Source organism: Actinomadura meyerae (assembly GCF_900188445.1).
GTDB classification, from domain to species: Bacteria; Actinomycetota; Actinomycetes; order Streptosporangiales; family Streptosporangiaceae; genus Spirillospora; species Spirillospora meyerae.
In genome coordinates this window covers 60,754-87,147 of sequence record NZ_FZOR01000014.1, presented here as the reverse complement: position 1 = coordinate 87,147, position 26,394 = coordinate 60,754, and the positions used below count along the sequence as shown (strand labels likewise).

General features: G+C 74.1%; 23 protein-coding genes. 10 read left to right on the top strand and 13 right to left on the bottom strand.

Features of this window, described 5'->3' with window-relative positions; translation table 11 throughout:
• Nucleotides 1–113: 113 nt before the first annotated feature.
• Nucleotides 114–2,915, top strand: a complete 2,802-nt coding sequence (locus CHF16_RS16600; RefSeq protein WP_089326947.1) for an AAA family ATPase — start codon at nt 114–116, stop codon at nt 2,913–2,915.
• A gap of 31 nt (nt 2,916–2,946) precedes the next feature.
• On the opposite strand, the gene CHF16_RS16595 is transcribed toward CHF16_RS16600, so the two are convergent.
• On the bottom strand, nt 2,947–4,239 hold the full coding sequence (locus CHF16_RS16595; protein ID WP_089326946.1) for an amidase: 1,293 nt from the start codon (nt 4,237–4,239) through the stop codon (nt 2,947–2,949).
• Between the two features lie 528 nt (nt 4,240–4,767).
• Here CHF16_RS16595 and CHF16_RS16590 point away from each other — a divergent pair.
• Complete coding sequence (locus CHF16_RS16590) at nt 4,768–7,125, top strand: phosphoketolase family protein (RefSeq protein ID WP_089326945.1); 2,358 nt, start codon at nt 4,768–4,770, stop codon at nt 7,123–7,125.
• A 13-nt stretch (nt 7,126–7,138) separates the two neighbouring features.
• Nucleotides 7,139–8,206, top strand: coding sequence for an acetate/propionate family kinase (locus CHF16_RS16585; protein ID WP_089326944.1), 1,068 nt, complete (start codon nt 7,139–7,141; stop codon nt 8,204–8,206).
• An 11-nt stretch (nt 8,207–8,217) separates the two neighbouring features.
• Here CHF16_RS16585 and CHF16_RS16580 read toward each other — a convergent pair whose 3' ends face one another.
• Nucleotides 8,218–8,763, bottom strand: coding sequence for an Lrp/AsnC family transcriptional regulator (locus tag CHF16_RS16580; protein ID WP_245868626.1), 546 nt, complete (start codon nt 8,761–8,763; stop codon nt 8,218–8,220).
• A 61-nt stretch (nt 8,764–8,824) separates the two neighbouring features.
• Between CHF16_RS16580 and CHF16_RS16575 the strand changes: the two genes are divergently transcribed.
• From CHF16_RS16575 to CHF16_RS16565, 3 genes are all read left to right on the top strand, one after another.
• The gene (locus CHF16_RS16575) at nt 8,825–12,322 is read left to right on the top strand and encodes an indolepyruvate ferredoxin oxidoreductase family protein (RefSeq protein ID WP_089326942.1); all 3,498 of its coding nucleotides are present in this window, start codon (nt 8,825–8,827) and stop codon (nt 12,320–12,322) included.
• A gap of 71 nt (nt 12,323–12,393) precedes the next feature.
• On the top strand, nt 12,394–13,608 hold the full coding sequence (locus CHF16_RS16570) for a protein kinase domain-containing protein (protein ID WP_143228007.1): 1,215 nt from the start codon (nt 12,394–12,396) through the stop codon (nt 13,606–13,608).
• A complete protein-coding gene (locus CHF16_RS16565; RefSeq protein ID WP_089326940.1) occupies nt 13,605–14,192 on the top strand; it encodes a hypothetical protein in 588 nt (195 codons plus the stop codon). The genes CHF16_RS16570 and CHF16_RS16565 overlap by 4 nt, the downstream gene beginning before the upstream one ends.
• Nucleotides 14,193–14,199: 7 nt before the next feature.
• On the opposite strand, the gene CHF16_RS16560 is transcribed toward CHF16_RS16565, so the two are convergent.
• Nucleotides 14,200–15,012: a transporter substrate-binding domain-containing protein gene (locus CHF16_RS16560; RefSeq protein ID WP_089326939.1), complete on the bottom strand. Its 813-nt coding sequence runs from the start codon at nt 15,010–15,012 to the stop codon at nt 14,200–14,202.
• A gap of 212 nt (nt 15,013–15,224) precedes the next feature.
• On the opposite strand from CHF16_RS16560, the gene CHF16_RS16555 reads away from it, so the two are divergent.
• A complete protein-coding gene (locus tag CHF16_RS16555; protein ID WP_089326938.1) occupies nt 15,225–15,644 on the top strand; it encodes a MarR family winged helix-turn-helix transcriptional regulator in 420 nt (139 codons plus the stop codon).
• Here the strand turns inward: CHF16_RS16555 and CHF16_RS16550 are convergent.
• The gene (locus CHF16_RS16550; protein WP_089326937.1) at nt 15,641–15,874 is read right to left on the bottom strand and encodes a DUF3040 domain-containing protein; all 234 of its coding nucleotides are present in this window, start codon (nt 15,872–15,874) and stop codon (nt 15,641–15,643) included. The genes CHF16_RS16555 and CHF16_RS16550 overlap by 4 nt on opposite strands.
• A gap of 94 nt (nt 15,875–15,968) precedes the next feature.
• Nucleotides 15,969–16,667: a helix-turn-helix transcriptional regulator gene (locus CHF16_RS16545; RefSeq protein ID WP_143228006.1), complete on the bottom strand. Its 699-nt coding sequence runs from the start codon at nt 16,665–16,667 to the stop codon at nt 15,969–15,971.
• Nucleotides 16,668–16,801: 134 nt separating this feature from the next.
• On the opposite strand from CHF16_RS16545, the gene CHF16_RS16540 reads away from it, so the two are divergent.
• Nucleotides 16,802–17,341 carry a DUF2231 domain-containing protein gene (locus CHF16_RS16540; protein ID WP_089326936.1) on the top strand — a complete coding sequence of 180 codons (540 nt, stop codon included), beginning with the start codon at nt 16,802–16,804 and terminating at the stop codon, nt 17,339–17,341.
• Nucleotides 17,338–17,766, top strand: coding sequence for a hypothetical protein (locus CHF16_RS16535; protein ID WP_089326935.1), 429 nt, complete (start codon nt 17,338–17,340; stop codon nt 17,764–17,766). Before CHF16_RS16540 ends, CHF16_RS16535 begins: the two co-directional genes overlap by 4 nt.
• A gap of 393 nt (nt 17,767–18,159) precedes the next feature.
• Here CHF16_RS16535 and CHF16_RS16530 read toward each other — a convergent pair whose 3' ends face one another.
• The gene (locus CHF16_RS16530; protein ID WP_089326934.1) at nt 18,160–19,578 is read right to left on the bottom strand and encodes an MFS transporter; all 1,419 of its coding nucleotides are present in this window, start codon (nt 19,576–19,578) and stop codon (nt 18,160–18,162) included.
• A gap of 65 nt (nt 19,579–19,643) precedes the next feature.
• On the opposite strand from CHF16_RS16530, the gene CHF16_RS16525 reads away from it, so the two are divergent.
• Nucleotides 19,644–20,138 (top strand): winged helix-turn-helix transcriptional regulator, encoded by a 495-nt coding sequence (locus CHF16_RS16525; protein WP_218826693.1) that lies wholly within the window; start codon nt 19,644–19,646, stop codon nt 20,136–20,138.
• Between the two features lie 42 nt (nt 20,139–20,180).
• Here CHF16_RS16525 and CHF16_RS16520 read toward each other — a convergent pair whose 3' ends face one another.
• From CHF16_RS16520 to CHF16_RS16490, 7 genes are all read right to left on the bottom strand, one after another.
• Entirely contained in the window at nt 20,181–20,816 is a 636-nt protein-coding gene (locus CHF16_RS16520; protein ID WP_089326933.1) for a GTP-binding protein, read from the bottom strand.
• Nucleotides 20,797–21,243, bottom strand: a complete 447-nt coding sequence (locus CHF16_RS16515; protein ID WP_089326932.1) for a DUF742 domain-containing protein — start codon at nt 21,241–21,243, stop codon at nt 20,797–20,799. Before CHF16_RS16515 ends, CHF16_RS16520 begins: the two co-directional genes overlap by 20 nt.
• A 6-nt stretch (nt 21,244–21,249) precedes the next feature.
• Nucleotides 21,250–21,669: a roadblock/LC7 domain-containing protein gene (locus CHF16_RS16510; protein ID WP_089326931.1), complete on the bottom strand. Its 420-nt coding sequence runs from the start codon at nt 21,667–21,669 to the stop codon at nt 21,250–21,252.
• Nucleotides 21,666–24,506, bottom strand: a complete 2,841-nt coding sequence (locus CHF16_RS16505) for a sensor histidine kinase (protein WP_089326930.1) — start codon at nt 24,504–24,506, stop codon at nt 21,666–21,668. The genes CHF16_RS16510 and CHF16_RS16505 overlap by 4 nt, the downstream gene beginning before the upstream one ends.
• A gap of 165 nt (nt 24,507–24,671) precedes the next feature.
• On the bottom strand, nt 24,672–25,073 hold the full coding sequence (locus tag CHF16_RS16500; RefSeq protein WP_089326929.1) for a hypothetical protein: 402 nt from the start codon (nt 25,071–25,073) through the stop codon (nt 24,672–24,674).
• Between the two features lie 46 nt (nt 25,074–25,119).
• On the bottom strand, nt 25,120–25,671 hold the full coding sequence (locus CHF16_RS16495) for an ATP-binding protein (RefSeq protein WP_089326928.1): 552 nt from the start codon (nt 25,669–25,671) through the stop codon (nt 25,120–25,122).
• 111 nt (nt 25,672–25,782) lie between these two features.
• Nucleotides 25,783–26,364, bottom strand: a complete 582-nt coding sequence (locus CHF16_RS16490) for a PadR family transcriptional regulator (RefSeq protein WP_089326927.1) — start codon at nt 26,362–26,364, stop codon at nt 25,783–25,785.
• Between the last annotated feature and the right edge of the window lie 30 nt (nt 26,365–26,394).

The following is a 26,394-nucleotide window of genomic DNA, read 5'->3' as shown; positions in this document are numbered from 1 at the left end:
CCCCACTGGAACGTGTTGCATCCGATACCGCGCGGCCATGCGACAAACAACCCGGCACCGTCCCGGGAAACGTAGGCTGTACCCCGGTTTTGACTGTTCTTGGGGAGTGTTCTTTGCGGCTGCCGGAGCATCTGGAGCTACTGCTCACCGACGAGCCGGTGCTCGACGTCTATTCGTACGGTCCGTGGCGCGTCCCGGACGGGCTGTTCGAGGAGATCGCGGCGCGGATCGACGGGCTCGCGGCCGATCCGCGCGCGGTGGAGCTGACCACGGAGGAGCACAAGCTGCTCACGCTGCCCGCGTCGCTGGTCACCGCGGAGATCTTCGGGATGCTGGCGTTCCTGCCGGGCGGCGGCGCGATCAAGGCGGGGTCGTGGTCGCAGCTGCCCGAGCGGCTGCTCTACCGGCACCTGGCCGGGCCCGGTCCGCTCAGCACCCGCATGACGCGCTGGGACGCCCCGGGCGGCCGGTGGCGGCCCCCGGTGGACTGGCTGATCGAGGCCCCCGACCGGGGCCTGGCGATCGAGCTGGCCCGCGACTGCCTGTCGGTGCTGGAGGGCATCGAGCCGCTGGAGGAGCGCCGCAAGGCGCTGCTGCGGCTCTACGACGACCCGCCCCAGTGCGAGCTCGGCCTGCCGAAGCAGGAGCTGCGCGAGCACTGGCACGCCCACGCCGGCGACGACATCGTCGCGGCGGTGCCGGAGCTGCTCGGCCCGGTCGGCTACCTGGAGTGGGTGTGCGCGGGCCTGCTCGCGTCCTACGAGCGCGTGATCGAGGCGGCGCCGCGGGACGAGACCGTCGAGGTGCACCTGATCCACCTGCTGCTGCAGGGCAGCATCGAGCAGGTCCCGGCGGAGCTGGCGGTCGCGCTCGGCGAGGACCGCTACGGCGCGCTGCGGCAGCGGTTCGCCGCCGAGCGCCGCGGGTTCAAGGCGGGCGCCTGGCAGGAGCGGACGCGCGCGTGGCTGGCCGAGGCGCTGGTCGCGGGCGCGGCCGACGCCTGCCGCGGCTGGCTCGACATGGCGATGCGGTTCATCGCGACCGTGCAGGGGCTGCCCGGCGACCCGTGGTTCCCGAAGGCCGAGTGGATCCCGGTCGGCCAGTTCCAGACCGACCTGCGGCGCCTGTACGCGCCGCGCCGCCGGGTCGTGAACCCGCTGACCGAGACGCTGCGCAGCGTGCCCGGCGCGGGAGCGGGGGCGGCCGCGGGCGGCGGCTCCGCCGGGCGGGGCGCCCGGCCCGACATCGCGACCGCGCTGGTCGAGCAGCCCGAGGTGACGGCGGCGCTGGCCGAGCTGACCGGCGGCGCCGGCGGCGGCGCGCCGGTCCGGCTGCTGCTGGCGGGCCCCGACGGCACCGGCAAGCGCGACGCCGCACAGGAGCTCGGCCGGGCGCTCTCGCTCGGCCGCGACCCGCACTGGGTGACCGAGAACCTGTTCGCCGGGCAGCGGCTGCCGGACGCCGTCGCCCGGCTGCACGCCGACGCCCGCGACTGCGCGGGCGACCGGCTGCTCGTCATCGACGGCCTGGACGGGATCGTCACCGACCCCGGCAACGGGGAGGCCCTCGCCGCCGAGCTGCACCGGCTCCTCGCCGTCCACCCCGACCTGCACCTGGTGGCGCTGTGCGACGCGGGCGGGGACGAGCGGATCCGGGAGATCAACCCGGTGCTGCCGCAGCTCTTCCGCATCGCGCGGACGCAGCCGTTCACGGCGGACGGGCACGCCGAGCTGTTCCGCCGGGCGCTGGCCGCCCGCGGCGCCCGCGGCACCCGGCAGGCGGTCGCGGCGGCGGGCGAGCTGCTGGCCGCGACGCCGCCGATGCAGACGCTGCGCAACGCGCGGCTCGCGCCGCACCTCGCCGACCAGGTCGTCGCGGCGGCACGGGTGCGGCAGGAGGCGGCGGGCTCAGCGGCGGGCTCGCCGGCGGGCGGGGCGGCGGACGGGACCGCGGGCGGGGCGGCCGACGCCGAGCTCGTCGTCCGCAAGCAGGACCTCCCCGAGACGCTGGACACCTCGCGCGCCGCCGGGAACCCGCTGGCGGAGCTGCACGAGCTGACCGGGCTCGAGACCGTCAAGCACGAGATCGCGCTGCTCGTCGCCGGGACGCACGCGGCGCGGCTGCGCAGCGAGAACGGGCTGAAGATCACCCCGCCGACCCGGCACATGGTGTTCACCGGCAACCCCGGGACGGGCAAGACGATGGTCGCGCGGCTGCTCGGCCGCATCTACAAGCGGCTCGGCGTCCTGTCGTCCGGGCACCTGGTCGAGGCGTCCCGCGCGCACCTCGTCGGCGAGTACATCGGGCAGACCGCGCCCCGCACCCGCCGGCTGGTCGAGCGGGCGCTCGGCGGCGTGCTGTTCATCGACGAGGCGTACACGCTGACGCAGTCGCCGCTGAAGGGCGACTACGGGCACGAGGCGATCGCCGAGCTGGTGAAGCTGATGGAGGACCACCGCGACGACCTCGTCGTGGTCGTCGCGGGCTACCAGCAGGAGATGGCGGAGTTCCTCGCCGCCAACCCCGGCCTGGACTCGCGGTTCCCCAAGCAGATCCACTTCCCCGACTACACCGACGACGAGCTGATCACCGTGTTCGGGCAGCTCGCCGCCGCGGACGGGTTCCGGCTGGCGCCGGGCACCGACGACGTGCTGCGGGCGATGCTGCGCCGCGCGCCGCGCGGGCCGTCGTTCGGCAACGGCCGGCTGATGCGCAACATGCTGGACGTCGCCGTCGCCAACCAGGCCGACCGGGTCGCGTCCGCCGCCGTGCAGGCCAAGAAGGCCGGCAAGGGCAAGGGCGCGGCGCACGCCGAGGACGCCGCGCCCTCGAAGGACGAGCTGGTGACCCTCACCGCCGACGACCTCCCGCCGCTCCTGGACCACCCGGAGGAGTTCTTCGGCCTGTACCTGTAGACGGTTGTCCCTGTAGGCCCGGGACAGGTGGTCAGCCGCGGGCGAGGCGCGCGGCGGCGCGGAAGAGCACGTCCTCCGCGCCGCGCCGGGTGACGAGCTGCACGCCGACGGGCAGGCCGCCCACCGTTCCGGCGGGGACGGTCAGCGCGGGCAGCCCGAGCACGTTCCACGGCGAGGTGAGGCTGACCAGCAGGGCCGTCAGCGGGCCGAACTCGCATTCGGTGGCGCCGATCGGCGGGGCGGTGATCGGCATGGTCGGCATGACGAGGTGGTCGTACCGGTCGAGCAGCGCCGCGATCTCCGCCGCGTAGCGTTCCCGCTCGCGCAGCGCGCGGACGAGCCGCCAGCCCGGCATCCGGCCCGCCTCCTCCAGCCGCCCGAGCGTCACCGGCAGGTAGCGGCCGGGGGCCTCGGCGATCCGCTCGGCGTGCACGTCGTAGGCCTCGCTGAACTCGATCGCGAGGAACACCTCGCGCAGCCCGGCGAAGTCGAGCGGCTCGGCCGGGGCGTCCGGGAACAGGGACCGGACGGTCCGCACCACCTCGGGGTCGGCGGCAGGCGGCTCGATCCAGGCGACACGATCCTGTTCCGCGCGCCCCCGCAGCGGGCCGGCATCGCGGGAAGGGGGACCGCCGGTCAGCACCTCGTAGGCGAGCAGGCAGTCGGCGGCGGTCGCGGCGAGGACGCCCACATGGTCCAGCGAGCGCGACAGCGGGAACACCCCGTCGACCGGGACGGCGCCGTGCGCGGGCTTGAACCCGGCGACCCCGCAGAACGCGGACGGGATGCGCACCGACCCGCCGGTGTCGGTGCCGAGGGCGAGCGGCACCGCGCCCGCGGCGACGGCGGCGGCGCTGCCGCTGCTGGAGCCGCCCGCCATCCGCTCCGGGTCGTGCGGGTTGCGGACCGGCCCGCTCGCCGACACGTCGCCGGTGGCGCCGAACGCGAACTCCTGCGTGCCCGTCTTGCCGACGATCACCGCTCCGGCGTCGCGCAGCGCCGCCACGCAGGCGGCGTCGGCCTCCGCGACGTGCCCGGCGAAGTGCGCGGACCCCATCCCGGTCGGCAGCCCGGCGACGTCGATGATGTCCTTCACCGCGACGGGGATCCCGTGCAGCGGGCCCCGGTCGACACCGGACGCCAGCTCCTCGTCGGCCCGCCGGGCCGCGGCCGCGGCGCCCTCGGGATCGAGGGCCGCGAACGCGTTCAGACGGGGATCGGCCGAGTCGAGGACGCCCGCGACGAGGTCGCGCGCCGTCTCCTTCCCGGAACGCAGCCCCTGCCCGAGGTCCGCGAGCGTCCGCCCGGTGAAGAACCCGCCCATACCGCCTCCTACCTGATCAGCCGTCCCGCATTTGCTAGCACACCGGAGCCCGCCCGGGACAAGCCGAGACGGCGTTCGTAGCACTCCGTCCGCGATCAGTAGCGCTGTGTGAGCCGCTCGTCGCAGCCTTGCTACCGCCGGGCGACCGCACGCCCCGGCGCGTGAACCTACGGGCGAGTACGAGGCAGGCTTCAACACGCCAAAGAGGAGACGCGTCCACCGGTTCGCTGGGGGGCGGGGCGGAACCCGCACGGGGTCCGCCTCTGTAACCGGGTCGCGTCCATCCTGATACCGCGGTGCCTCCGGTGCGCGGACGCCGAGCCGTCCGGCACCGGGGGCGCCGGCGGCCACGCCGGCGACGCCGCCCAGCCCGACCGGCCCGACCAGCCCGGACGCGAGCACCCGCGCGGGGGACGTTGGACCCTGGGCGCGCCGTTGCCCGCGTGATGGGGTTTCCGTGACGGTTCAGCCCGCCGGAGCGGGGGACGTGATCCCTCTGAGACGGGACCGAGAGCGGAAGGACGCGCCATGGCCGAGTCCGTGTTGTCCGACGACGAGGTACGGGCGATCGATGCGTACTGGAGAGCCGCGAACTACCTGTCCGTCGGGCAGATCTACCTGCTGGCGAACCCGCTGCTGCGCGAGCCGCTCGCCCGCCGGCACATCAAGCCGCGGCTGCTCGGGCACTGGGGCACCTCCCCCGGCCTGAACTTCTGCTACGCGCACCTCAACCGCGCCATCCGGGCGCGCGACCTCGACATGATCTACGTGATGGGGCCGGGGCACGGCGGGCCCGCGGCGGTCGCGAACGCGTGGCTGGAGGGCACCTACAGCGAGGTGTACCCGCACGTCTCGCAGGACGCCGAGGGCATGGGACGGCTGTTCCGCCAGTTCTCCTTTCCCGGCGGCATCCCGTCCCACGTGGCGCCGGAGACGCCCGGGTCGATCCACGAGGGCGGCGAGCTGGGGTACTCGCTCGCGCACGCGTTCGGCGCGGCGTTCGACAACCCGGACCTCGTCGTCGCGTGCATCGTCGGGGACGGCGAGGCCGAGACCGGGCCGCTCGCCGCGAGCTGGCACTCCACCAAGTTCCTGGACCCGGTGCGCGACGGCGCCGTCCTGCCGATCCTGCACCTGAACGGCTACAAGATCGCGAACCCGGCCGTGCTGGCGCGCATCCCCGAGGAGGAGCTGGTCCAGCTGCTGGACGGGTACGGGTACCGGCCGCTGCTCGTCGGCGGCGACGAGCCGGCGTCCGTGCACCGCAAGATGGCCGCCGCGCTCGACCAGGCCCTCGACGAGATCGCCGGCATCCAGCGCGACGCCAGGGAGGGGCGCTCCGGGCAGCGCCGCCGCTGGCCGATGATCGTGCTGCGCACCCCGAAGGGCTGGACGGGCCCGAAGGAGGTCGACGGGCTTCCCGTCGAGAACACGTGGCGCTCCCACCAGGTCCCGCTCGCGGGCGTCTGCGACAACCCGGAGCACCTGGCGCAGCTGGAGGAGTGGCTGCGCTCGTACCGTCCGGACGAGCTGTTCGACGCGGACGGCCGCCCGGTCGAGGCGCTGCGGGCCCTCGCCCCCGAGGGCGAGCGGCGGATGAGCGCCAACCCGCACGCCAACGGCGGCCTGCTGCTGAAGCCGCTCGCCCTGCCCGACTTCCGGGACTACGCCGTCCCCGTCGACAAGCCCGGCACGACGTCCACCGAACCGACCCGCACGCTCGGCACGTGGCTGCGCGACGTCGTCAGGGCCAACCCGTCCAGCTTCCGGATCATGGGCGCGGACGAGACGGCGTCCAACCGGCTCGGCGACGTGTTCCAGGCGACCGACCGCGTCTTCCAGGGCGAGCGGCTCGCGACCGACGAGCACCAGGCGCCGTCAGGGCAGGTCATGGAGGTGCTGAGCGAGCACCTGTGCCAGGGCTGGCTGGAGGGCTACCTGCTGACCGGGCGCCACGGGCTGTTCAACAGCTACGAGGCGTTCGTCCACATCGTCGACTCCATGTTCAACCAGCACGCGAAATGGCTGAACGTGACCCGGCACCTGCCGTGGCGGCGGCCGATCGCGTCGCTGAACTACCTGCTGTCGTCGCACGTGTGGCGGCAGGACCACAACGGCTTCACCCACCAGGACCCCGGCTTCCTCGACGTCGTCATGAACAAGAAGCCGGAGATCGTCCGGGTGTACCTGCCGCCGGACGCGAACACGCTGCTGTCGGTCGGCGACCACTGCCTCCGCTCCCGCGACTACGTCAACGTCGTCGTCGCCGGGAAGCAGCCCGCGCTGAACTGGCTGCCGATGGACGCCGCCATCGCGCACTGCACGCGCGGCATCGGCATCTGGGAGTGGGCCTCCACCGACGGCGGTGAAGACCCCGACGTGGTGCTGGCCTGCGCGGGCGACATCCCCACGCTGGAGACGCTCGCCGCCGCCGACATGCTCCGCCGCCTCTTCCCCGACCTGCGCGTCCGGGTCGTGAACGTCGTGGACCTCATGCGGCTCCAGCCGCCCAGCGAGCACCCGCACGGGATGCCGGACCGCGAGTACGACGCCCTGTTCACCACCGACAAGCCCGTCATCTTCGCCTTCCACGGCTACCCGTACCTCGTCCACCGGCTCACCTACCGCCGCGCCGGGCACTCCAACCTGCACGTCCGGGGCTACAAGGAGGAGGGGACGACGACCACGCCGTTCGACATGGTCATGCTGAACGACCTCGACCGCTACCACCTGGTGATGGACGTCATCGACCGCGTCCCGTCCCTCGGCGGGCGGGTCGCGCACGTCCGGCAGCGGATGGCCGACCAGCGCCTCGCGATGCGCGCCTACACGCGCGAGCACGGCGAGGACGCGCCGGACGTCCGCGACTGGACCTGGCCGTACTAGGAGGGCCGCGGCGATGCGCGTCCTCACGGTCAACCCCGGATCGAGCAGCCTGAAGGTGAGCCTGCTCGACGCCGACGACACCGTCCTCGCCGAGGACTCCGGCGCCGGCCACGAGATGGCGGACCTGGTCGCGGGCATGCCGCGGCCGGACGCGTTCGGCGTCCGGTTCGTGCACGGCGGCACCGACTACACCGAGCCCGTCCGCGTCGACGCCGCCGTCACCGAGCGCCTGCACGCCCTGGCCGACCTGGCCCCGCTGCACCAGCCCGCGTCCCTGCACGCCCTAGCCGAGATCACCGAGGCGCTGCCGGGCGTCCCGGCCGTCGCGTGCTTCGACACCGCATTCCACGCGACGCTGCCGGACGCCGCCGCGACCTACGCGCTCCCGGCCGCCTGGCGCGAGCGGTTCGGGCTGCGCCGCTACGGCTTCCACGGCCTGTCGTTCTCCTATGCCGCCCGCAGGACGGCGGAGATGCTCGGTTCGGTTCCGCCCCGGGCGGTGGTCTGCCACCTCGGCTCCGGCGCGTCCCTGTGCGCCGTCGCCGAGGGCAGCTCGGTCGACACGACGATGGGGTTCACGCCCCTCGAAGGGCTGGTCATGGCGTCCCGCGCGGGCAGCATCGACCCCGGCATCCCGTTGTGGCTGATCAAGCACGGCCTCGACCCCGCCGACGTCAACCGAACCCTCGAACGCGACTCCGGGCTGCGCGGCCTCGCCGGCACCGGCGACATGCGCCGCGTCCGCGAACTGGCCGAGGCACACGACGTGAACGCCCTGGCCGCCCTCGACGTCTACCACCACCGGCTGCGCGCCTGCGCCGCCGCCATGGCCGCCTCCCTCGGCGGCCTGGACGCGCTCGTCTTCACCGGCGGCGTCGGCGAGCACGACCCGGCCGTCCGGATGCGGCTCGGCGAGGACCTCGCCCACCTCGGCGTCTCCGTCGATCCCGGCCGGAACGCGGCGGCGGACGGCGACACCGACATCACCGCGCCCGGCGCCGCCGTCCGCACCCTGGTGATCGAGGCGCGCGAGGACCTGGAGATCGCCTCCGGCGTCCGCGCCGCCATGGGGGCCCGGTGACCGCGATGGCGCTACGCGCCCGGCTTGCCCTCCTTGGCCTGGCGGGCGCGGCGCTCCTCGTCCTCCAGCAGCGGGCCGACCCGGAACGGGACCTGGTGGGTGAGGACGATCGAGGTGGTGCTGCGGCGGACGCCGGGGCAGGCGAGGATCGCGTCGATGACCTCGTGGAGCTGCCGGCCGTTCGGGGCGACCGCGCGGACGAGCAGGTCGCCCTGGCCGGTGATGCCGAGGACCTCCAGGACGCGCGGGATCGCCGACAGCGCGGCGGCGGCCTCGCGGAGCCGGCCCTGCGCGACCTCCAGGGTGACGAACGCGGTCAGCTCGAAGCCGAGGGCGCCGAGGTCGACCTCGCGGCCGCGGTGCCCGATGACGCCCTCGCGTTCGAGGCGTTCGACGCGCGCGTGCGCGGTGTTGCGGGCGATGCCGAGCTTGGCGGCCAGTTCGGTGACGCCGATGCGGGGCTGCTCCACCAGGCGGCGGAGGATCTGGAGGTCGAGGAGGGTGGCGCGGGTCACAATGCTCAGCTCCAGCGAGTAACTCGGTTCTGACTTGAGCAATCTGCTCAAGTATTGCTGCGACATCTTGCACTCCGCTCAGCCAGGCGGGCTCAATGCAAGCATGACCACCGTTTCTTCCTCCCCGCTCCGGGACCGGCTGGAGCTGGAGCGCGGCCGGATCGCGCTCGGCGGCGTGCACGCGCTCGTCCGGCTGCTGCTCGACCAGCGGCGGGCGGACGCGCGGCGCGGCCTGCGGACCGCCGGGTTCGTCTCCGGCTACCGGGGCTCCCCGCTCGGCGGGCTCGACCAGCAGCTGGCGCGGGACGCGAAGCTGCTGGAGGGCAACGACATCCGGTTCATCCCCGGGGTGAACGAGGAGCTCGCGGCGACCGCCGTGTACGGGTCGCAGCTCGCCGAGCACCTCCCGGGGCCGCGCTACGAGGGAGTCTTCGGGCTCTGGTACGGCAAGGCGCCCGGCGTCGACCGGTCGCTGGACGCGTTCAAGCACGCCAACTGGCTCGGCACGTCCGCGCTCGGCGGGGTGCTCGCGGTGGTGGGCGACGACCCGTCGTGCAAGTCGTCCACGCTGCCGTCGGCGACGGAGGGCGCGCTGGCGGAGGCGTTCATGCCGGTGCTCGTGCCGGGCTCGGTCGCGGACCTGCTCCGGCTGGGACGGCACGGGTTCGAGATGTCCCGGTTCAGCGGCGCCTGGACCGGATTCAAGGTCGTCACCGACGTCGCCGACTCGCACGAGATCGTCGCCGCCGAGCCGGTCGCCGACCCGGTGCTGCCGGAGTTCGCGTGGCGGGGACGCCCGTGGCGGCCGACGCGCCGGCCGGGCGTCGACCTGAAGGACACGACGTCCCTGGAGCCGGAGGTCCTGGAGGGACGGCTCCAGGCGGCGGCCGCGTACGCGGCGGCCAACGGGCTCGACCGGATCGAGGGCGCCGATGACGCCGCCCTCGGGCTCGTCGCCGCCGGGCGCACCTACCTGGAGCTGCGCGAGGCTCTCGACCGGCTCGGGCTGGACGACGCGGCGCTCGCCCGGCGGGGCGTCCGGCTGCTGCGCCTCGCCATGATCCACCCGCTCGACCGGGACCGGATCCGCGCGTTCGCGCGGGGCCTCCGCGAGATCGTCGTGGTGGAGGAGAAGCGCGGGTTCGTCGAGGCGCAGATCCGCGACGTCCTGTACGACCAGGCGGAGCGGCCCGCCGTCTACGGCAAGTACGGGCCCGGCGGCGCGGCCCTCGTCCCGCCCGACGGGGGCCTGGACGCGGACCGCCTCGTCACGGCCCTCGCCCGGTTCCTCGCCGACCGCGTCGGCGCGGAGCACGTCGACCTGCGCGACCCGGTGCTCGCGCCGCGCAAGCCCGCGATCAACCTGCTCGCGCCCGCGCGCACCCCGTACTTCTGCTCCGGCTGCCCGCACAACCGGTCGACGGTCGTCCCGGACGGGTCGGTCGCGGCGAGCGGCATCGGCTGCCACGTCATGACGGTGTTCCAGGACCGCAGCATCGGCACGACGCAGATGGGCGGCGAGGGCGCGATGTGGGTCGGCGCGGCGCCGTTCAGCGGCACCGGGCACATGTTCCAGAACCTCGGCGACGGGACGTTCTTCCACTCCGGCAGCCTCGCCGTCCGGCAGGCCGTCGCGGCGGGCACGAACATCACCTTCAAGCTCCTCTACAACGCGGCGGTCGCGATGACCGGCGGGCAGGACGCCGACGGCGGCACCGACCCGGCCGCGATCACCCGGATGCTGCACGCCGAGGGCGTCGCGAAGATCGTCGTGGTGGCGGACGACCCGTCCCGCTACCCGCGCGGCACCGCGTGGGCGCCCGGCGTGCGGGTCCGGCACCGCGACGACCTCGACGCCGTGCAGCGCGAGCTGCGCGAGATCCCCGGCGTGACCGTGCTGCTGTACGACCAGGCGTGCGCGGCGGAGTCGCGGCGCAAGCGCAAGCGCGGCCTCGTCCCGGACCCGCGGACGCGGGTGGTGATCAACGAGGCGGTCTGCGAGGGGTGCGGCGACTGCGGCGTGAAGTCGAACTGCCTCAGCGTGGAGCCCGTCGAGACCGAGTTCGGCCGCAAGACGCAGATCAACCAGACGTCCTGCAACAAGGACTACTCGTGCGTGGACGGCGACTGCCCCTCGTTCGTCACCGTGACCCCCGGCGAGAAGAAGGCGCGGCCGTCACTGCCGGAGATCGGTGAGCTGGACGAGCCGGAGGCGCGTCCCGGCACGGCGGACGTCCTGCTCGTCGGCATCGGCGGCACCGGCGTCGTGACCGTCAACCAGGTGCTCGCCACGGCGGCGCTGATCGACGGACTGCACGCCCGCGCGCTCGACCAGACCGGGCTGAGCCAGAAGGCCGGCGCGGTCGTGTCGCACCTGCGGATCGGGGACGCCGACCGGGACCGCCCCGGCATGGTCGGCGCGGGCGGCGCCGACGCCTACCTGGTGTTCGACGCCCTCGCCGGGACCGCCGAGCCGAACCTGCGGCGCTGCGCGCCCGGCCGGACCGCCGCGGTCGTGTCGACCAGCGAGGTCCCCACCGGCCGCATGATCACCGACATGGCGGCGGCGCTGCCGCCGAGCGCGTCGCTCGTCCAGCGGATCGCGGACCGGACCGACGCCGGCCGCCTCGTCGCGCTGGACGCCCTCGCGCTCGCCGAGCGCTGGTTCGGCGGCACGACCACGGCCAACCTGATCGTGGTCGGCGCCGCGTACCAGGCGGGGCTGCTGCCGCTGTCGGCGAAGGCCATCGAGGAGGCGCTCGCGCTGAACGGCGTGCAGGTCGCGGCGAACGTCCAGGCGTTCCGGGCGGGGCGGCGCCTCGTCCTCGAACCGGACTGGGCCGCCGGGCCCGCCCCGGCCGCCGCCGAGTCCGCGCCGCGCCCGCTGGACGCCACCGCCCCGGCGGCGACGGCGCTGGTCGAGGCGTCCGGCGCGGAGGGCGAGCTGGCCCGCGTGCTGCGGATCCGCGTCCCCGACCTCGCCGCCTACCAGGACCTCGCGCTCGCCAAGCGGTACCTGGACGCCGTCCTGCGCGTCGCCCGCACCGAGCGGGAGGCGGGCGGCACGGAGCAGCGGCTCGCGGTCGCCGTCGCGCGCAACCTGTACAAGCTGATGGCCTACAAGGACGAGTACGAGGTCGCGCGGCTGCACCTCGATCCCGCGCTCGCGCGCCGGGTCGAGGAGCAGTTCGGGCCGGGCTCGACCGTGTCGTACATGCTGCATCCGCCGCTGCTGCGGGCGGCCGGCCTGGACCGGAAGATCGCGCTCGGCCGGACGGCCCGCCCGGCGTTCCGCGCGCTGCGCGCCATGCGGCGGCTGCGCGGCACCCCGTTCGACCCGTTCGGCGCCGCCGCGCAGCGCCGCGCCGAGCGCCGCCTCGTCACCGGCTACGTCGCGGTCGTCAACGAGCTGGTCGCGCGCCTGCGCGCGGACCGGATCGACCTGGCGGTCCGGATCGCGGAGCTGCCCGACATGGTCCGCGGCTACGAGGAGGTGAAGACCGCGAACATCGCCCGCTACGAAGAGGCCCTCGGCGAGTTGCTCGCGGCGTGGCGCGCGCAGCCCGTCGAACCCGCGGGGACGGCCGCGCGTACCTCCTGACGCGCGCCCTTGACCGGTCCCGGCGCGGGCGCGCGGACGCCGACATCGAGCGCGGACGAGGGTGACGTCCAGTGGAATCGGGCTTGCGGCTGGCCTCGGGTCTACGGCTGGCGGACCGCTACCGGCTGGTGGAGCGCCTCGGCGACGGCGGGGCGATGGAGGTCTGGCGCGCCGTCGACGAGCTGCTGGACCGCCCCGTCGCGGTCAAGCTCCCCGCGCCCGGCGGGCCGCCGCGGGCGTTCCAGGAGGGCGTCAACCGCGCCGCCGGGCTGTCGCACGCCGCGCTGGAGACGGTCTTCGACAGCGACGTGACGCGGGACGCCTCCGGGCGGCTCATCCCCTACCTGGTGACCGAGTTCCTGGACGGCGAGACCCTCGCGGACCGGCTCCGCCGCGGCCGGCTCACCGCCCCCGAGGCCGCCTCGGTCTGCGGCCGGACCGCCGCCGCGCTCGCCGCCGCGCACGCGGCCGGCGTCACGCACGGCGACCTGCGGCCCGGCAAGATCATGCTGCTGGGGGACGGGGTGAGGCTGGTCGACACCGGCATCGGCGGGATCGTCCGCGGCGCCCCGGCGGAGGTCCCGCCGGCGGCCGACATCCGCGCCCTCGGCGCCGTCCTGGCCGCCTGCCTGCCGCCCGGTACGGCGGGGGAACTGCCCGCGCTCGCCGCCCGCTGCCTGAGCGAGGACGGCCCATCCGCCCGCCAGGTCGCCGACGCCCTGACCCCGGACGACGCGCCGCTTCACCGCGTCCGCGCAGGGCTCCCGGCCACCGCCGCACCGCGGCGGACGATCGTCCTGCCCCCGCCCGCCGAACCGGGCCCGCGCCACCGCCGCGGCCTGCGCGTCGCCGCCGGGCTCCTCGCCGCCGCCGTCCCGGCCGCGGTCGCCGCGGTCCTCGCGGCGGCACCGCGCGCCCCGGTGGCCGTCGTGCCGCCCGTCCGGTCCGGTGCCCTCCCGCCCGCCACGGCGACCGGGCGCCCGCCCGCCGCGGCGCCCGCCGAGCCGGCCGAGCCGGCCGGGACGCGGGTGCGCGGCGCCCTCGGCCGGCTGCGGCCGATCGTCAGCCGCGGCCACGCCGCCGGGCAGATCCGCTCCGACGTGGCCCTCGACCTCACCAACGTGATCACCAATCTGGAGAACGACCTGACCGCCGACCGGGACGTGGACGTCGGCCGCCGGATCGCCCTGCTGCACGACAAGATCGCCACTCGGCGCCGCGAGAACGCGCTGAGCCCCGGGGTCGCGGACGAGCTGAACCGCGTCCTCGCGACGATCGCCGCATGAGCGCCGCACCCGACCCGGGAGGGTGGCGGCGGGAGGAGGTCCGCCACCCGAGGCGCGGCGTGCGGATCCCCTGGCTGGCCCTCGCGGGCGCCGCCGCCACGGCCGTCGCCGCGACCGTCCTCGTCGCCGGGATCGGCGACGCGCTCGCCGGCCCGGACAGCTCCGCCGGCCGCCTGCTCCCCCTCCAGGCGGCCTCCCCGCCGATCACGAAGACGCCGTCCCCATCTCCGTCCTCGCCGCCGACCGGCCAGAGCTACACCCCGCCAGCCACCCCGCCTGCCACCCCGCCGCGCACCGAACCGCCACCGGACCGCGTCCCACCCGGCCTCCGCATCGCCGAAGCACTGGTACGCCTGCGCGCGTCGGTGGACCAGGGAGTCGCGGCCGGCGACGTCCGCGACGACGTCGGCCTCGACCTGGCCAACGTGATCGACGACATGCTGGACCGCCGCCACTCCCCCCTCGACCACCGCCGCGCCGACGTCGCCGCCCTCCAGCGGAAGATCGCCACCCGTGCCCGCGAGGGCGCCATCGCCGGAGGCCGCGCCGCGCGCCTCGACCGCATCCTGGCCGACGCCGTCTGACCGCCCGCTACACGCAGCCCTCGAACTGCGGGACCTCGATGATCGACAGGTCCAGGCCCGTGCCGCCGAACCACTTGTGCATCAGACGCTCGGCGGTGCCGTCCTGGTACATCCCGGTGATGACCTTGTTGAGCGCCTCGCAGCCCTCGACGTCGCCCTGGCGGATCCCGATGCCGGTGTTCTGCTCGCTGATCCGCGCGTTCACCAGCCGGAAGCCCTTGCCCTCGCGCCGGATGAGCCCGGCCAGGATCACGTCGTTGGTGGTGATGGCGTCGACCGTCCGCGCCTTGATCATGCCCATGCACTCGTCGTAGCTCCTGGCGGGGACGGTCCGCGCCGTCATCCCGCTCAGCGCGCGGAGGCGCTGGATCGGGTCCGCGCCCTCGACGGCGCAGAACCGGCGCCCGCTGAGGTCGCGCACGCCCTTGACGCCGCGCTCGTCCGTCCGCACGAGGACGTCCTGGTGGGACATGTAGTACGGGCCCGCGAACGCGATCCGCGTCTTGCGCTCGGGCGTCACCGACAGCGTGGCGAGGACGAGATCGGCCCGGCCCGACGTCAGCACCGGGAGCCGCTCGGACGCCAGCACCTGGATGAACTGGATCTTCTTGCCGAGCCGCCGGCCCACGTACCGGGCCACGTCGATGTCGAACCCCTCGTACCCGCCGGCGGAGTTCCGCAGCCCGAGCCCCGGCAGGTCCGGCCGCACGCCGACCACCAGCGTGGGCTTGTCGAGCAGCGACTCCTCGCCGCCCCGCCCGCAGCCCGCGAGCAGCGCGGCGGCCAGGACCGCCGCCGCGAGCATCCGCCCCGCGCCCATCCCCGAACCTCCAGCCAGTCGAACATTCGGGCATTGCGCGCATGACCAAAGCAGCCCGGGAATTCGGTAAAAGGCACTCTATTTCCCCCAACGGAGATCGTCACGGGTTCGGCCGAAGCAGGGCGCCCGCCGAACCGCGGCCCCGAACACGCAGGGTGAAGTAGCATCGAGGCACCACAGACCGGACTCTCACCTCCAGGGACGGGGTACGCGTGCAGCAGCTCAGCCAGGAGGAGTTCACCGCGCTGCTCGCCTTCCGCACCGGGCTGCGCCGGTATCTGCGTTGGAGCGAGGAGGCCGCCCGCGCCGCCGGGCTGACGCCGGCCCAGCACCAGCTGCTCCTCGCGGTCAAGGGGCACGACGGCCCCCGCCCGCCCACCATCGGGGACCTCGCCGACTACCTGCTGCTCCGCCACCACAGCGCCGTCGAACTCGTCAACCGGGCCGAGCACGGCGGGCTCGTCGTCCGCCGGCGCGACCCCGACGACAACCGGGTGATGCGGGTGCGGCTGACCGGCACCGCCGAGCGGGTGCTTGCCGAGCTGACCCGCGTGCATCTCGCCGAACTGCGCGACCTCGCGCCGATCCTGGACCGCCTGACCGCCGAGCTGAAGACCCTGGAGGAGGGCTAACCGGCCACCGCGGCGGCGATCGCGCCGAGGACGGCGACCGACACCACGACCACCGCCGCCATGATCCAGGACAGCCGCCGCCGCGGTTCGAGGTCCTCCCGGCAGGGCGGCGGCTCACCCGCCGCAAGCCGGTTGAACATCGCGAACCGGGCCGCGAGCTCCCGGTCGTCTCGGCACAGTCCCATCTCGATGAGCGCGAGAACGCGGCTCTCGTGCAACGGCAGGCTCATCGCTCGCTCCTCCGGCTAGACCTTCTGTCTGCCTAACCGGGAGAAGCAAGATCTATCGTCTAAATCCAGTACACCCCGCTAATAACCAGGCATATCACCCATTACGCGGGCCGAACTCGACGCAGCAGTAGCCCTCCTCCGGCGCGAGCCTGGCCTCGACTCCGGACGCGCCGAGACCGTCCACCACACCGGACAGGAAGGCGTGGTTCACCCCGCACACCAGGTCCGGATCGTCGGCCGCCATGGGGTGGAACGGGCAGTTGCGCAGCCGCAGCCGCTCCGGCCCCTCCCGCTCCGGCTCGAACCCGTGCCCCTCCAGGACCTCCGCCGCGCGGGTGAGCGCGCGCTCGGCGCCAAGCCGCCCGCCCCGGACGGGACGGCGCTCCGCCTCGCCCAGCGCGCGGCCCCGCTCGCCGGCCGCCCGCAGCGCCGCGTCCCGCCCGCTCTCGCCCGGCTCCTGCCCGCGCACGGCGTCCAGCAGGATGCCCGCGAGCAGCCCGTGCTCGCGCTGCGGAATGCTGACCCGCACGTCGACCCCGGACGGCTCGTACACCTTCGGCGCCCGCCCCACCCGCCGGACGCCGGACGGGTCGGCGTACCGAGCGCTCAGCAGCCCGGCGTCCACGAGCTTGTCGAGATGGAAGGCCGCCAGCTTCCGGGAGATGCCGACGCTCGCCGCCGCCTCGTCCCGGGTCACCGGCGCCTTCGCCGCACGGATGAACGCGTACATCCGGCGCCGCAGGTCGTCGCTGAGGATCGCGGCGGCCTCCAGCCCGGCGGAGTCGGAAGTCACCCCACCACCCTAGTCGCCGATCACCATAACACCCAAAAACAGAGTCGAACCAACCCAACACCCCGGCTGACCTCCACACCATTGACGTGCTACTGCTATAACACCAATACTTGTTGGTGAAATAGGAGGTCGTCATGGACGATCCGCAGCGGCAGTCGAAACGCCCGGTGAGCGCGCTCGCCGGGAGCTACGGCCATCCCCTGCACCCGGTCCTCGTGACCGTGCCGATCGGGGCGTGGGCGGGCAGCCTGGTGTTCGACGCCGCCTCGCACCTGACCGGCGACCCGGACTTCCTGGCCAGGGGCTCGCTGTGGCTCATCGGGCTGGGCATCGCGGGGGCGCTCGCCGCCGCGGCCACCGGGTTCCTCGACCTGCTCGCCGTCCCGCCCGGGACGCGCGCCTTCCGCACCGCGCTCGTCCACATGTCCCTGAACCTCGCCGTCACGGCCGCCTACGCGGCCGGTTTCGGCTGGCGCTACGGGGACGTCACCGGATCCGTCGCCCCGGGCCGGATCGCCCTGTCGGCGGTGTCCCTGGCGGTCCTGGCCGTGTCCGGCTTCCTCGGCGGCCGCCTCGCCTACCGCTACGGCGTCCGCGTCGCCGACGAGCTGACCCAGTCCGAGGGCTTCGCCCCCGCATCCCGTCCCACCACCGACCGAGGAGAACGACCATGAGCATCGCCGCACTGGCCACCTGGCTGATCACCGCCCTGGGCGGCTTCTCCATGCTGGGCACCTGGATCGCCCGCGGCGGCGTCCGCGGCGGCACGTCCCGCCTCCCCGTCCCCGTGATCTTCGGCCACTTCCTGCTGGCCGCCGCCGGCCTGGTGGTCTGGATCATCTACCTGCTCGCCGACGCGAAGCCCCTGGCCTGGACGGCCTTCGCCCTCCTGCTCCCAGTGGCCCTGCTCGGCTTCGTGATGTTCTTCCGCTGGCTACAGGTGACGAGGACCCCGTCCGTCAACCCGGCGGGTGCCCCCGGCTCAGCGCAGGCCGCAACCCCACCCGAGCGAGCGTTCCCGATCCCCGTAGTCCTGGCCCACGGCGCCTTCGCAGTAGCAACCCTGCTGCTAGTCCTCGTATCCGCCCTACAGTCCTAACCCCTTACCTTCCAGCGCCCCACTCCAGCCCAGCCACCACCCCACCCCAACCACCGCCAGAAAAGGTGGACCACCAACCCCAGCCACCACCTCAGCCCCGCGACAACCGAAACCGTCGCGATTGCGTCCGAAGGCAGGTTCGAGCGAAGCAAAGAACCTGATCGCGAAGCGAGCCGCAAGGCGAGCCGAAGCGATGCAGCAATCGCACGTTCTGCCCGCCGAAGGGAGGGCCCCCAGGGCCCGACCGCCAAGGGCAGAACAATAAATACAGCAGGCACCTCATCCGGATTGAGGTGCCTGCTGTGTGTCGGGCGGTCGGGCGAACCGGGCCTTCCGGTCCGGGTCAAGGCTTCGTCCGATGCCCGGGTTCTGCGGTTCTCTGCAAGGCGGGGGTTAGGTGCCGGCGACCACTTCCTTCTCTGGCTCGGGGACGGTGGTGGAGGGCCGTGGCCTGCGCGGGGTCATGCCAAGGGCGGCGATCGCTGCGATCACCATGAACCCGCCGACCATCAGCCAGGCGTTGGTGTAGGCGGTGTGGGCTTCGGGCCAGCCGCGGGGGGTGCCGAGGGCGGCGACGGCGAGGCTGACGCCGAGGACGGTGCCGATCTGGCGGCTCATGTTCACGACGGCGCTGCCGGTGGCGTAGCGGTGCGGCGGCAGGTCGACGGCGGCGGCGGACAGGATGGTGGGGAGGGCGAGGCCGACGCCGATCCCGCCGATGAGCCAGCCCGGCAGCAGTTCCGTGGCGTAGGCCGGTGCCGGGCCGAGGCTCATCGCGATCATGGCGACGCCGAACCCGCACAGCATGCACCCGGCGGCGGTGATCAGACCGACGGGGACGCGGGCGGCCAGGCGGCCGGCGATGAGCGCCATGACGGGGACCATCAGGGGGCCGGGCGCGACGGCGAGCCCGGTCCTGATGGGCGAGTAGTGCCAGACCTGCTGCATCCACAGCACGCCGAGCAGGAGGTTGGCGGCGAACGCGACGGTGAAGAGCAGGACGGCGGCGTTCGACCAGAAGAAGGTGCGGACGGCGAGGAGGGCGGGTTCGATCACCGGGGCGGGGTGCCGGAGCGAGCGCACGAAGAACCAGGCGAGGCCGAGCAGGGCGGCGCCGACGGCGAGGACGGTGTGCTCGGCGGGCCAGTCGTTGATCTTCACCAGGCCGAGGGCGAGGAGGGCGACGGCGGCGGTCAGCACGGCGGTGCCGGGCAGGTCGGGGACGCGGGCGGTGGTGCCTTCGCGGCTGTCGGGGACGAGCCGCGCGGCGAGCAGCACCGCGGCGATGCCGATGGGGACGTTGACCTCGAACACCCAGCGCCAGGAGATGTCGACCAGGACGCCGCCGACGGCGGGTCCGGCCGCGGCGGCGAGCGCGGAGGCGGCGGACCAGATCCGCACGGCGCCGCCGCGCCGGGCGGGCGGGAACGCCGAGAGCAGCAGGCCGAGGCTGGTGGGGATGAGGGCGGCGGCGCCGGCGGCCTGGAGCACGCGGAAGCCGACGAGCCACCAGAGGTCGGGGGCGGCGGCGCACGCCTGGGAGGCGGCGGTGAAGACGGTCAGGCCGAGGAGGAGCCCGGCCTTGCGCCCGTACCGGTCGGCGAGCCGGCCGAGCGGGACGAGCAGTGCGGCGAACACGATCGCGTAGCCGTTGAGCACCCAGGACAGGTCGGCCATGGCGGTGCCGGCGAAGTCGCGGCCGATGTCGTCGAAGGCCACGTTGACGATGAACAGGTCGAGGCCCGCCATGAAGGAGGCGACGGAGAGCACCGCGAGGACGGGACCGGTGCGTACCTGACTTTGTTTCACCATAGTCAGGGACGCTAGCGCCCGACCTGACTTTGGTCAAGCGAAGTCAGCAGGTTTATAGTGGAGGGGTGACAATCGCACTTGAGGGGCACTTCGCGGACCGCGACGCGTGGTCGATGCAGAACTGCCCGGTCGCCCGGACCCTCGCCGCGCTCGGCCCGCCGTCGGCGGTGCTCGTGCTGAGCGAGGCGTTCTTCGGGACCAATCGTTTCGGCGACTTCGTGCGCAACCTCGGCATGACCGAGTCGGCCGTCACCGCCCGCCTGCGCCACCTCGTCAAGGCGGGGCTGCTCACCCGGGAGCCGTACCAGGAGCCCGGCCAGCGCACGCGCTACGAGTACCACCTGACGAAGATGGGCCTGGACCTCGCGCCCACCCTCGTCAGCCTCATGGAATGGGGCGAGACCTACCTGCCCCACGAGGAGGGGCGCCAGGTCATGCTGACCCACCGTCACTGCGGCGAGCGCGTCACGGCGCAGGTCAGATGCGCGGACGGCCACGACGTCGGGGTGGACGAGATCGTCATGGGCCCGCCGTCCCCCGAGGAGGACGACGCGGAGTAGCGGCGGACCACCCGGCCCGGCGGGGCCACCCGGTCCGGCGGGCTACCCGGTCCGGCGGGGGCTCGCCCCGCCGGCGAGCCGCAGCGCGTGCTCGACCAGCGACACCAGCACCTGCTTCGCCGACACCGTCCGGCGCGCGTCGCACAGCAGGACGGGCACGTGCGGGTCGATGTCGAGGGCCGTCTGGATCTCCGCCGGGTCGTACCGGTCGGCGTCGTCGAAGCAGTTGACGGCGACGACGAACGGGGTGCCCTTCCGCTCGAAGTAGTCGATCGAGGCGAAGCTCGCCATCAGCCGGCGCGTGTCGGCGAGGACGACCGCGCCCAGCGCGCCGCGGGACAGCTCGTTCCACATGAACCAGAACCGCTCCTGGCCCGGCGTCCCGAACAGGTAGATCGCGACGCCGTCGCGCAGGGTGATGCGGCCGAAGTCCATCGCCACCGTCGTGGTGGTCTTGGCGGCGACGCCGTCGAGGTCGTCGACGCCGACGCTCGCGTCGGTCAGCGCCTCCTCGGTGCGCAGCGGCCGGATCTCGCTGACCGCGCCCACCAGCGTCGTCTTGCCGACGCCGAACCCGCCGGCGACGAGGATCTTCAGGGCGACGCGGGGGCCGTCCTCCCGGTCGTCGGCGGGTTCGGCGGCGGCGGGGGGCGGCGAATCAGAGTGCACGGAGTTCATCGAGCACCATCCTGAGCAGGTTCTGGTCGGTGTGCGGAGGGACCGCCGCCGGCTGCCCGGTCGGCGAGGACGGCGTGGACCACCGCTGGACGTCCACGAGGCCCGAGTCGATCAGGTCGCCGGCCAGCACCCGGATCACGCCGAGCGGCAGGTTCAGATCCGAGGCGAGGTCGGCGAGGGCGTGCGGGCGGCGGCACAGCGCGAGCAGCCGGCGCTGCTGGCGCGACAGCCGGCCCGGCTCGGCCGGCCGCCGCCCGGTCGCGACGAGGATCGCCACGATGTCGAGCGGCTCGCCGGTCGGCCGGGTCCGGCCGCGCGTGACCGCGTAGGGGCGGACGATGGGTCCGGCGGCGGCGTCGAGCCACCGCTCCCGGCCCCACTCCCGCCCGGGACCCCGGGGAGCTCCGGGCACGTCACTGGGGTCCATGGCGGGTCACCTGGGTCCGGGGCCGGCGGCGCCCTGCCTGAGTCCGGTGGACAGCTGCCTCCCGACGCGCTTGACCAGCATCGTCATCTCGTAGGCGACGAGGCCCGCGTTCGCGCCGACCTCGCTGAGCAGCGCGAGGCAGCTGTTGGCCCCGGCGGGCACCACGAAGAACAGGCCCTGGTCCATCTCGATGAGCGTCTGCCGGATCTCGCCGGACTCCAGCTGCGGCTTGGCGCCGATCGCGAGGCTGTGGAATCCGGCGGCGAGCGCCGCGAGGTACTCGCCGTCCTCGCGGCCGACGCCGCGCGACTTGCCCATGACGAGCCCGTCCCGGGACAGCACCACGACCTTGCGGATCTGCGGCACCCGGTCGATGAGGTCGTCGAGGAGGAAGTTGAGCTCGGCGGCGACTCCCTGCTGGGTCATGATCTTCCCTCCATGCCGTCGGCCGGTCCTTCGTCCTCGTCCCTGCCCCGCAGCCAGCCGGCCTGCAGGGAGGCGAACAGGTCACGCGACGCCTCCGCCGAGCGCTCCTCCCAGGCCGCGAGCGCGTCCTCGGGCGGCGCGGCGGGCGGCTCGTCGAAGCCGTCCTGGTCGCGCAGCTGCGGCGCCAGGTTGCCGCCCCGCACCCGGCGCGGCAGCGGGGCGCGCCCGCCGCCCGCCTGGACGTAGGACTCGCCGAACGCCTGCCCCTCGCCGAACGCCTGGCCGTCACCGGCCGGCTGCCCGTCCCCGAAGGACGCGGGGGCCTCGTAGCGGCGGCCGGCCCCGGCGTAGGGGTCGTGGCCGTAGGCGGGGAGGCGCGGCCCCGCGGCCTGGAACGGTCGCGTGGCGTCGAACGCGGGCGGCGGACCGGGCGTCCCGTACGACGGTGGGGTGCCGTACGACGTCGGGGGCTCGGTTCCGTCGTAGGCGTTGAACCCCACCGTCGCGCCGGGAGCCGGCCCGTCCTCCAGGGACGCCGGGGTATCGGGTGCCGCGCTCTCGTAGCCCGGCGCCGGGTCGTAGCCGGGCGCCTCGTAGGAGGGCGCCTCGTAGCCGGTCGCCTCGTAGCCGGTCGCCTGGTGGCCGGGCGCCTCGTAGCCGGGCGTCTCCTCGTAGGTCGGCGCCGGGTCGTAGCTCGGCGCCTCGCGAGCGGGCGGGGCGTCCTGGACGGGCGGCGCGTCGTGCACCGGCGCGTTCAGCATCGCCGTGGACGACGACGCGGACGGCGGCGTGGGCCACTGGCGCGTCGATCCGTTCAGCGGCGCGTGCCCGTTGCGCGCGGCGCCCCCGGCGACCGGGACGTCGGCGCCGGGCGCGGCGGCCCCGTCCTCGTCCTCGGGCTGCTCGACGTCCACGATCAGCTCGCGCGGGATCAGCACGACCGCGCTGACGCCCCCGTACAGCGACGGCTGGAGCGCGACCTTGATGCCGTGCCGGCCGGCGAGCCGGGCGACGACGAACAGCCCGAGCCGGTCGGTGACGGCCAGGTCGAACTCCGGCGGCCGCGACAGCCGCAGGTTCAGCGCGTCCAGCTCGGACTGGTCGAGGCCGATGCCGCGGTCGATGACGTCGACGGCGAACCCGTTGGCGCCCATCTCGCCGCGCACCAGCACCTCGGTCGGCGCGGGCGAGAACACGGTGGCGTTCTCGATCAGCTCGGCGAGCAGGTGGATGATGTCGGCGACGGCCTCGCCGATCAGCGCGGCCTGCCCGGACACCACGACGACCTCGACCCGGGTGTAGTCCTCGACCTCGGCGACGGCGGCGCGGAGCACGTCCTCGACGTGCACCGGCCGGCTCCAGCCCCGGCCCGGGGACGTCCCGGACAGGATGACCAGGCCCTCGGCGTGCCGCCGCATGCGGGTGGTGAGGTGGTCGAGCCGGAACAGGTCCTCCAGCGCCTTCGGGTCGGACGCGCCGCGCTCCATCTCGTCCAGCATCCGGAGCTGGCGGTGCAGCAGCGACTGGCTGCGCCAGGCGACGTTGAGGAACACGCGGCTGATGCCCTGCCGCAGGTACGACTCGCGGACGGCGGTGTCGATCGCGGTTCGCTGCACCTTGGTGAACGCGTCGCCGACCCGCGCGACCTCCTTGGTCTTGCCGATGACGAGCGGTGGCGCCTCGGCGTCCACGTCGACCTCCTCGCCGCGCCGGAGCCGGGCGACGACGCCGGGCAGCCGGTTGTCGGCGAGGTCCAGCGCGGCGCGCTGGAGCCCGCGCAGCTCGCGGGACAGGCTGCGGGCGGCGAGCAGCGACAGCACGATCGACGCGACGACCGCGAGCAGCCCGAACCCGCCGGCGAGGACGAGCCGCAGCACGATCCGCTCGCCGATCGGCTTGGCCATCTCGTTGAGCGCGAGGCTCGCCTCGGTGACCTTCTGCGCCCACGCCTGCGACAGCAGCTGGGTGGTGGCCTGCCAGCCGGCCGCCTCGGACGGCAGCCGGTCGCCGCGCGCGTCCACGATCGCGGCCTCGGCGGCCCGGTACCGCTGGAACTGCTCGGACGCGGCGAGCGCGCTCAGCGGCCCGCGGATCCGGTCGTTGAGGTCGGCGAGCCCGGCCTCGAACTCGCGCCGGCCCTCCGCCGCCCACTGGATGAACGCGGTGTGCTCGGCGGCGGTGAACCGGCCGTTGCGCGCCATCGCGGCGGTGACGAGCGAGTCCTGCCGCAGCATGTAGGCGCGGGCGTTGCCGATGCCGATCAGCGCGCGGCCCTGGGTGAGGATCGCGGCGTCGTTGACCGTCACCAGGCCGTCGAAGACCCTGATGACCTGGTCGAGCATCGTGCTGTAGGAGTTGATGACGTCGAGCGGCGCGGCCCGGCCGGAGTCGACCCTGCCGCGCAGCTGCGGCAGCCTGTCCAGCGCCTTGATCGCCTCGGCGAGCCGCTTCTTCGTGTCGGGCTGCGCCGCGTCCTGCGCCTCGGACGACAGCGCCGTCCCGCGGAAGGACTTCTCGACCGCGCTGACCCGGGCGCGCTGCGCGCCGAGCTTCTGCTTGGCCCCGTCGTCGCGGGAGACGAGCGCGACGACGCTGAGGGAACGTTCCGCCTGGAGCTGGTTCACCAGGTAGATGCCGGGCAGGCCCATCTTCTCGTACGTCGTCGAGAAGTCGTACTTGTCGAAGGCGTCGCCGAGCGTGATGTTCGCGGCGAACGCCCAGAGGGTGATGAGCGACACCAGCGGCACCAGCAGCAGCGCCGTGATCCGCAGGCGGATCGGACGCCTCCGCCGGGGGCCGCCGCCGGGGACGTCGTCGCGGGGTGTCTTCGAGGCCATCTGATCACAACCTCATGCCGGGGACGGGCCGGGTGCGCCGGGCCCGTGTCGTGGGGGATGCGGGACGGGAAGCGGGGTCGTCGTGCTCGCGTCGTGTGCGGGGTCGGGGTCCTCGCGGGGTCGGGCCCGCGCGGATCAGATCCGCGCGGATCAGATCCGCGCGGATCAGGCCCGCGCGGGTCGGGTCCTCGGCTGGGGGCGTACCTCGTCCATGGCCGCGCGGGCCACCAGCCCGCGCAGCCGTCCGGAGATCATGGCAACGGCCTCCGCGTGGCCGCGCGCCGCCTTCTCCCGGGACGTGTACTGCCCGATGTCGGCGTGCATCGCGTGATCGGACACGATCGTCTGCCACAGCAGCGGCCGGCCGTTCGCGGCGATGCCGAGGTCCACCACGGTGAACCACGTCGAGACGACCACGACGGCGGCGCCGACGCGGATGACGTCCTGCGCGAGCAGGCGCCCCCGAACGTCCAGCAGCAGCCGCTGGGCCTCCTCCGCCGTGGCCGGGCTCCCGTCCGACCGGTGGTAGCGAGGGGGACGGCGGTCAGCGGGCGCGTATTCGGGCATGGCGGCACTTCCGTTCGCCGAACCGGGGGTCTGCGAAAGGGGGTGCTCAGTGCCCGGGGTACTCGTCCCGCGGCCAGGCGCGCACTTCGCACCACACCGACTTTCCGGCCGGGGTGTGCTCGGTGCCGTGCCGGTCGGCCATGACCGCGACGAGGAACCAGCCGCGTCCCGTCTCCTCCATGAGGTCGACCTGGCGCGGCCGCGGGACGCCGCCGCCCTGGTCGTGCACCTCGACGCGGAGCAGGGCGCCGGTGCGCAGCAGGCGCAGCCGCAGCGCCGGCCCCGTCGCGTGCCGGACGGCGTTGGTCACCAGCTCCGACACCAGGACCTCGGCGTCGTCGCGGATGTGCGCGATGCCGGACGCGGCGGTGACGGACCGGCTGAACCGCCGCGCCCGCGGCACGGACTCCCGTTCGGCGGGCAGCCTCAGCTCGCCCAGCAGCAGCGGGGGCGGTTCGTCGATCGTGGGCAGGCCGTGCGGCGGGGCCGTCGTGGCCGTGCCGGCGGCCGGTGCGTCGCCGGGAAGCGGGGTGCTCGGGAGTGCGGTGTTGGGGAGTGGACTGCTAGGGAGTTCGATGGTGTGGTGTTCGCCCGACATGGTGAACGCCTCCTTGACTAAGGCGTGTCGCCCGGGTCCAGCCCGGCCGGGGTGCGAGGCTGGTGAGGGCGTGGGGGGTCGGCGCCGGGGGCGCCGTGTTCGAGGAGGCCGTCATGACGGCTCGCCCTCCTCGGCCTGGATGCCCGCCCGGCCGCGCAGCAGCCGGGCGGTACTGGTGAACCACTCGTAGTTCTCCTGCTCGAAGCGGCGGCCTCGCAGGCAGGTGAGGTACGGACCGAGCGGCGATCCGGTGCGCAGGAACGCCTCTTCGTCCATGTCGCCGCGCAGGTGCTTGAGGGTGCGCTCGAAGACCTCGACCTTGGCGGCGGCCGCGACCGCCCTGTCCTCGAGCTGCGCGATGACGGCCTCGGCGGAGATGTGGTCCACGGCCTGGACCATCACGAGCAGGTTCTCGCGGATGATCCCGGGTTTGGCGGGGGTCTCGGCGAACCGCTCGAGCTCGTCGACGCCGGCCTGCGTGACCGTGTACACCCGCTTGTTGGGACGGTCGTGCTGGATGATCTGCCGCCCGCGGATCAGGCCCTCCGTCTCCAACCTCGACAGCTCCGAGTAGAGCTGCTGCGGTACGGCATGCCAGAAGTTGGAGACCGACAAATCGAAGATCTTGGCCAGCTGGTAGCCGCTGTACTCGCCGTCGAGCAGCGCCGCCAGCACCGCGTGACGTAGCGCCATCGGCCTTCTCTCCCCGCCTTGACTCAGGGT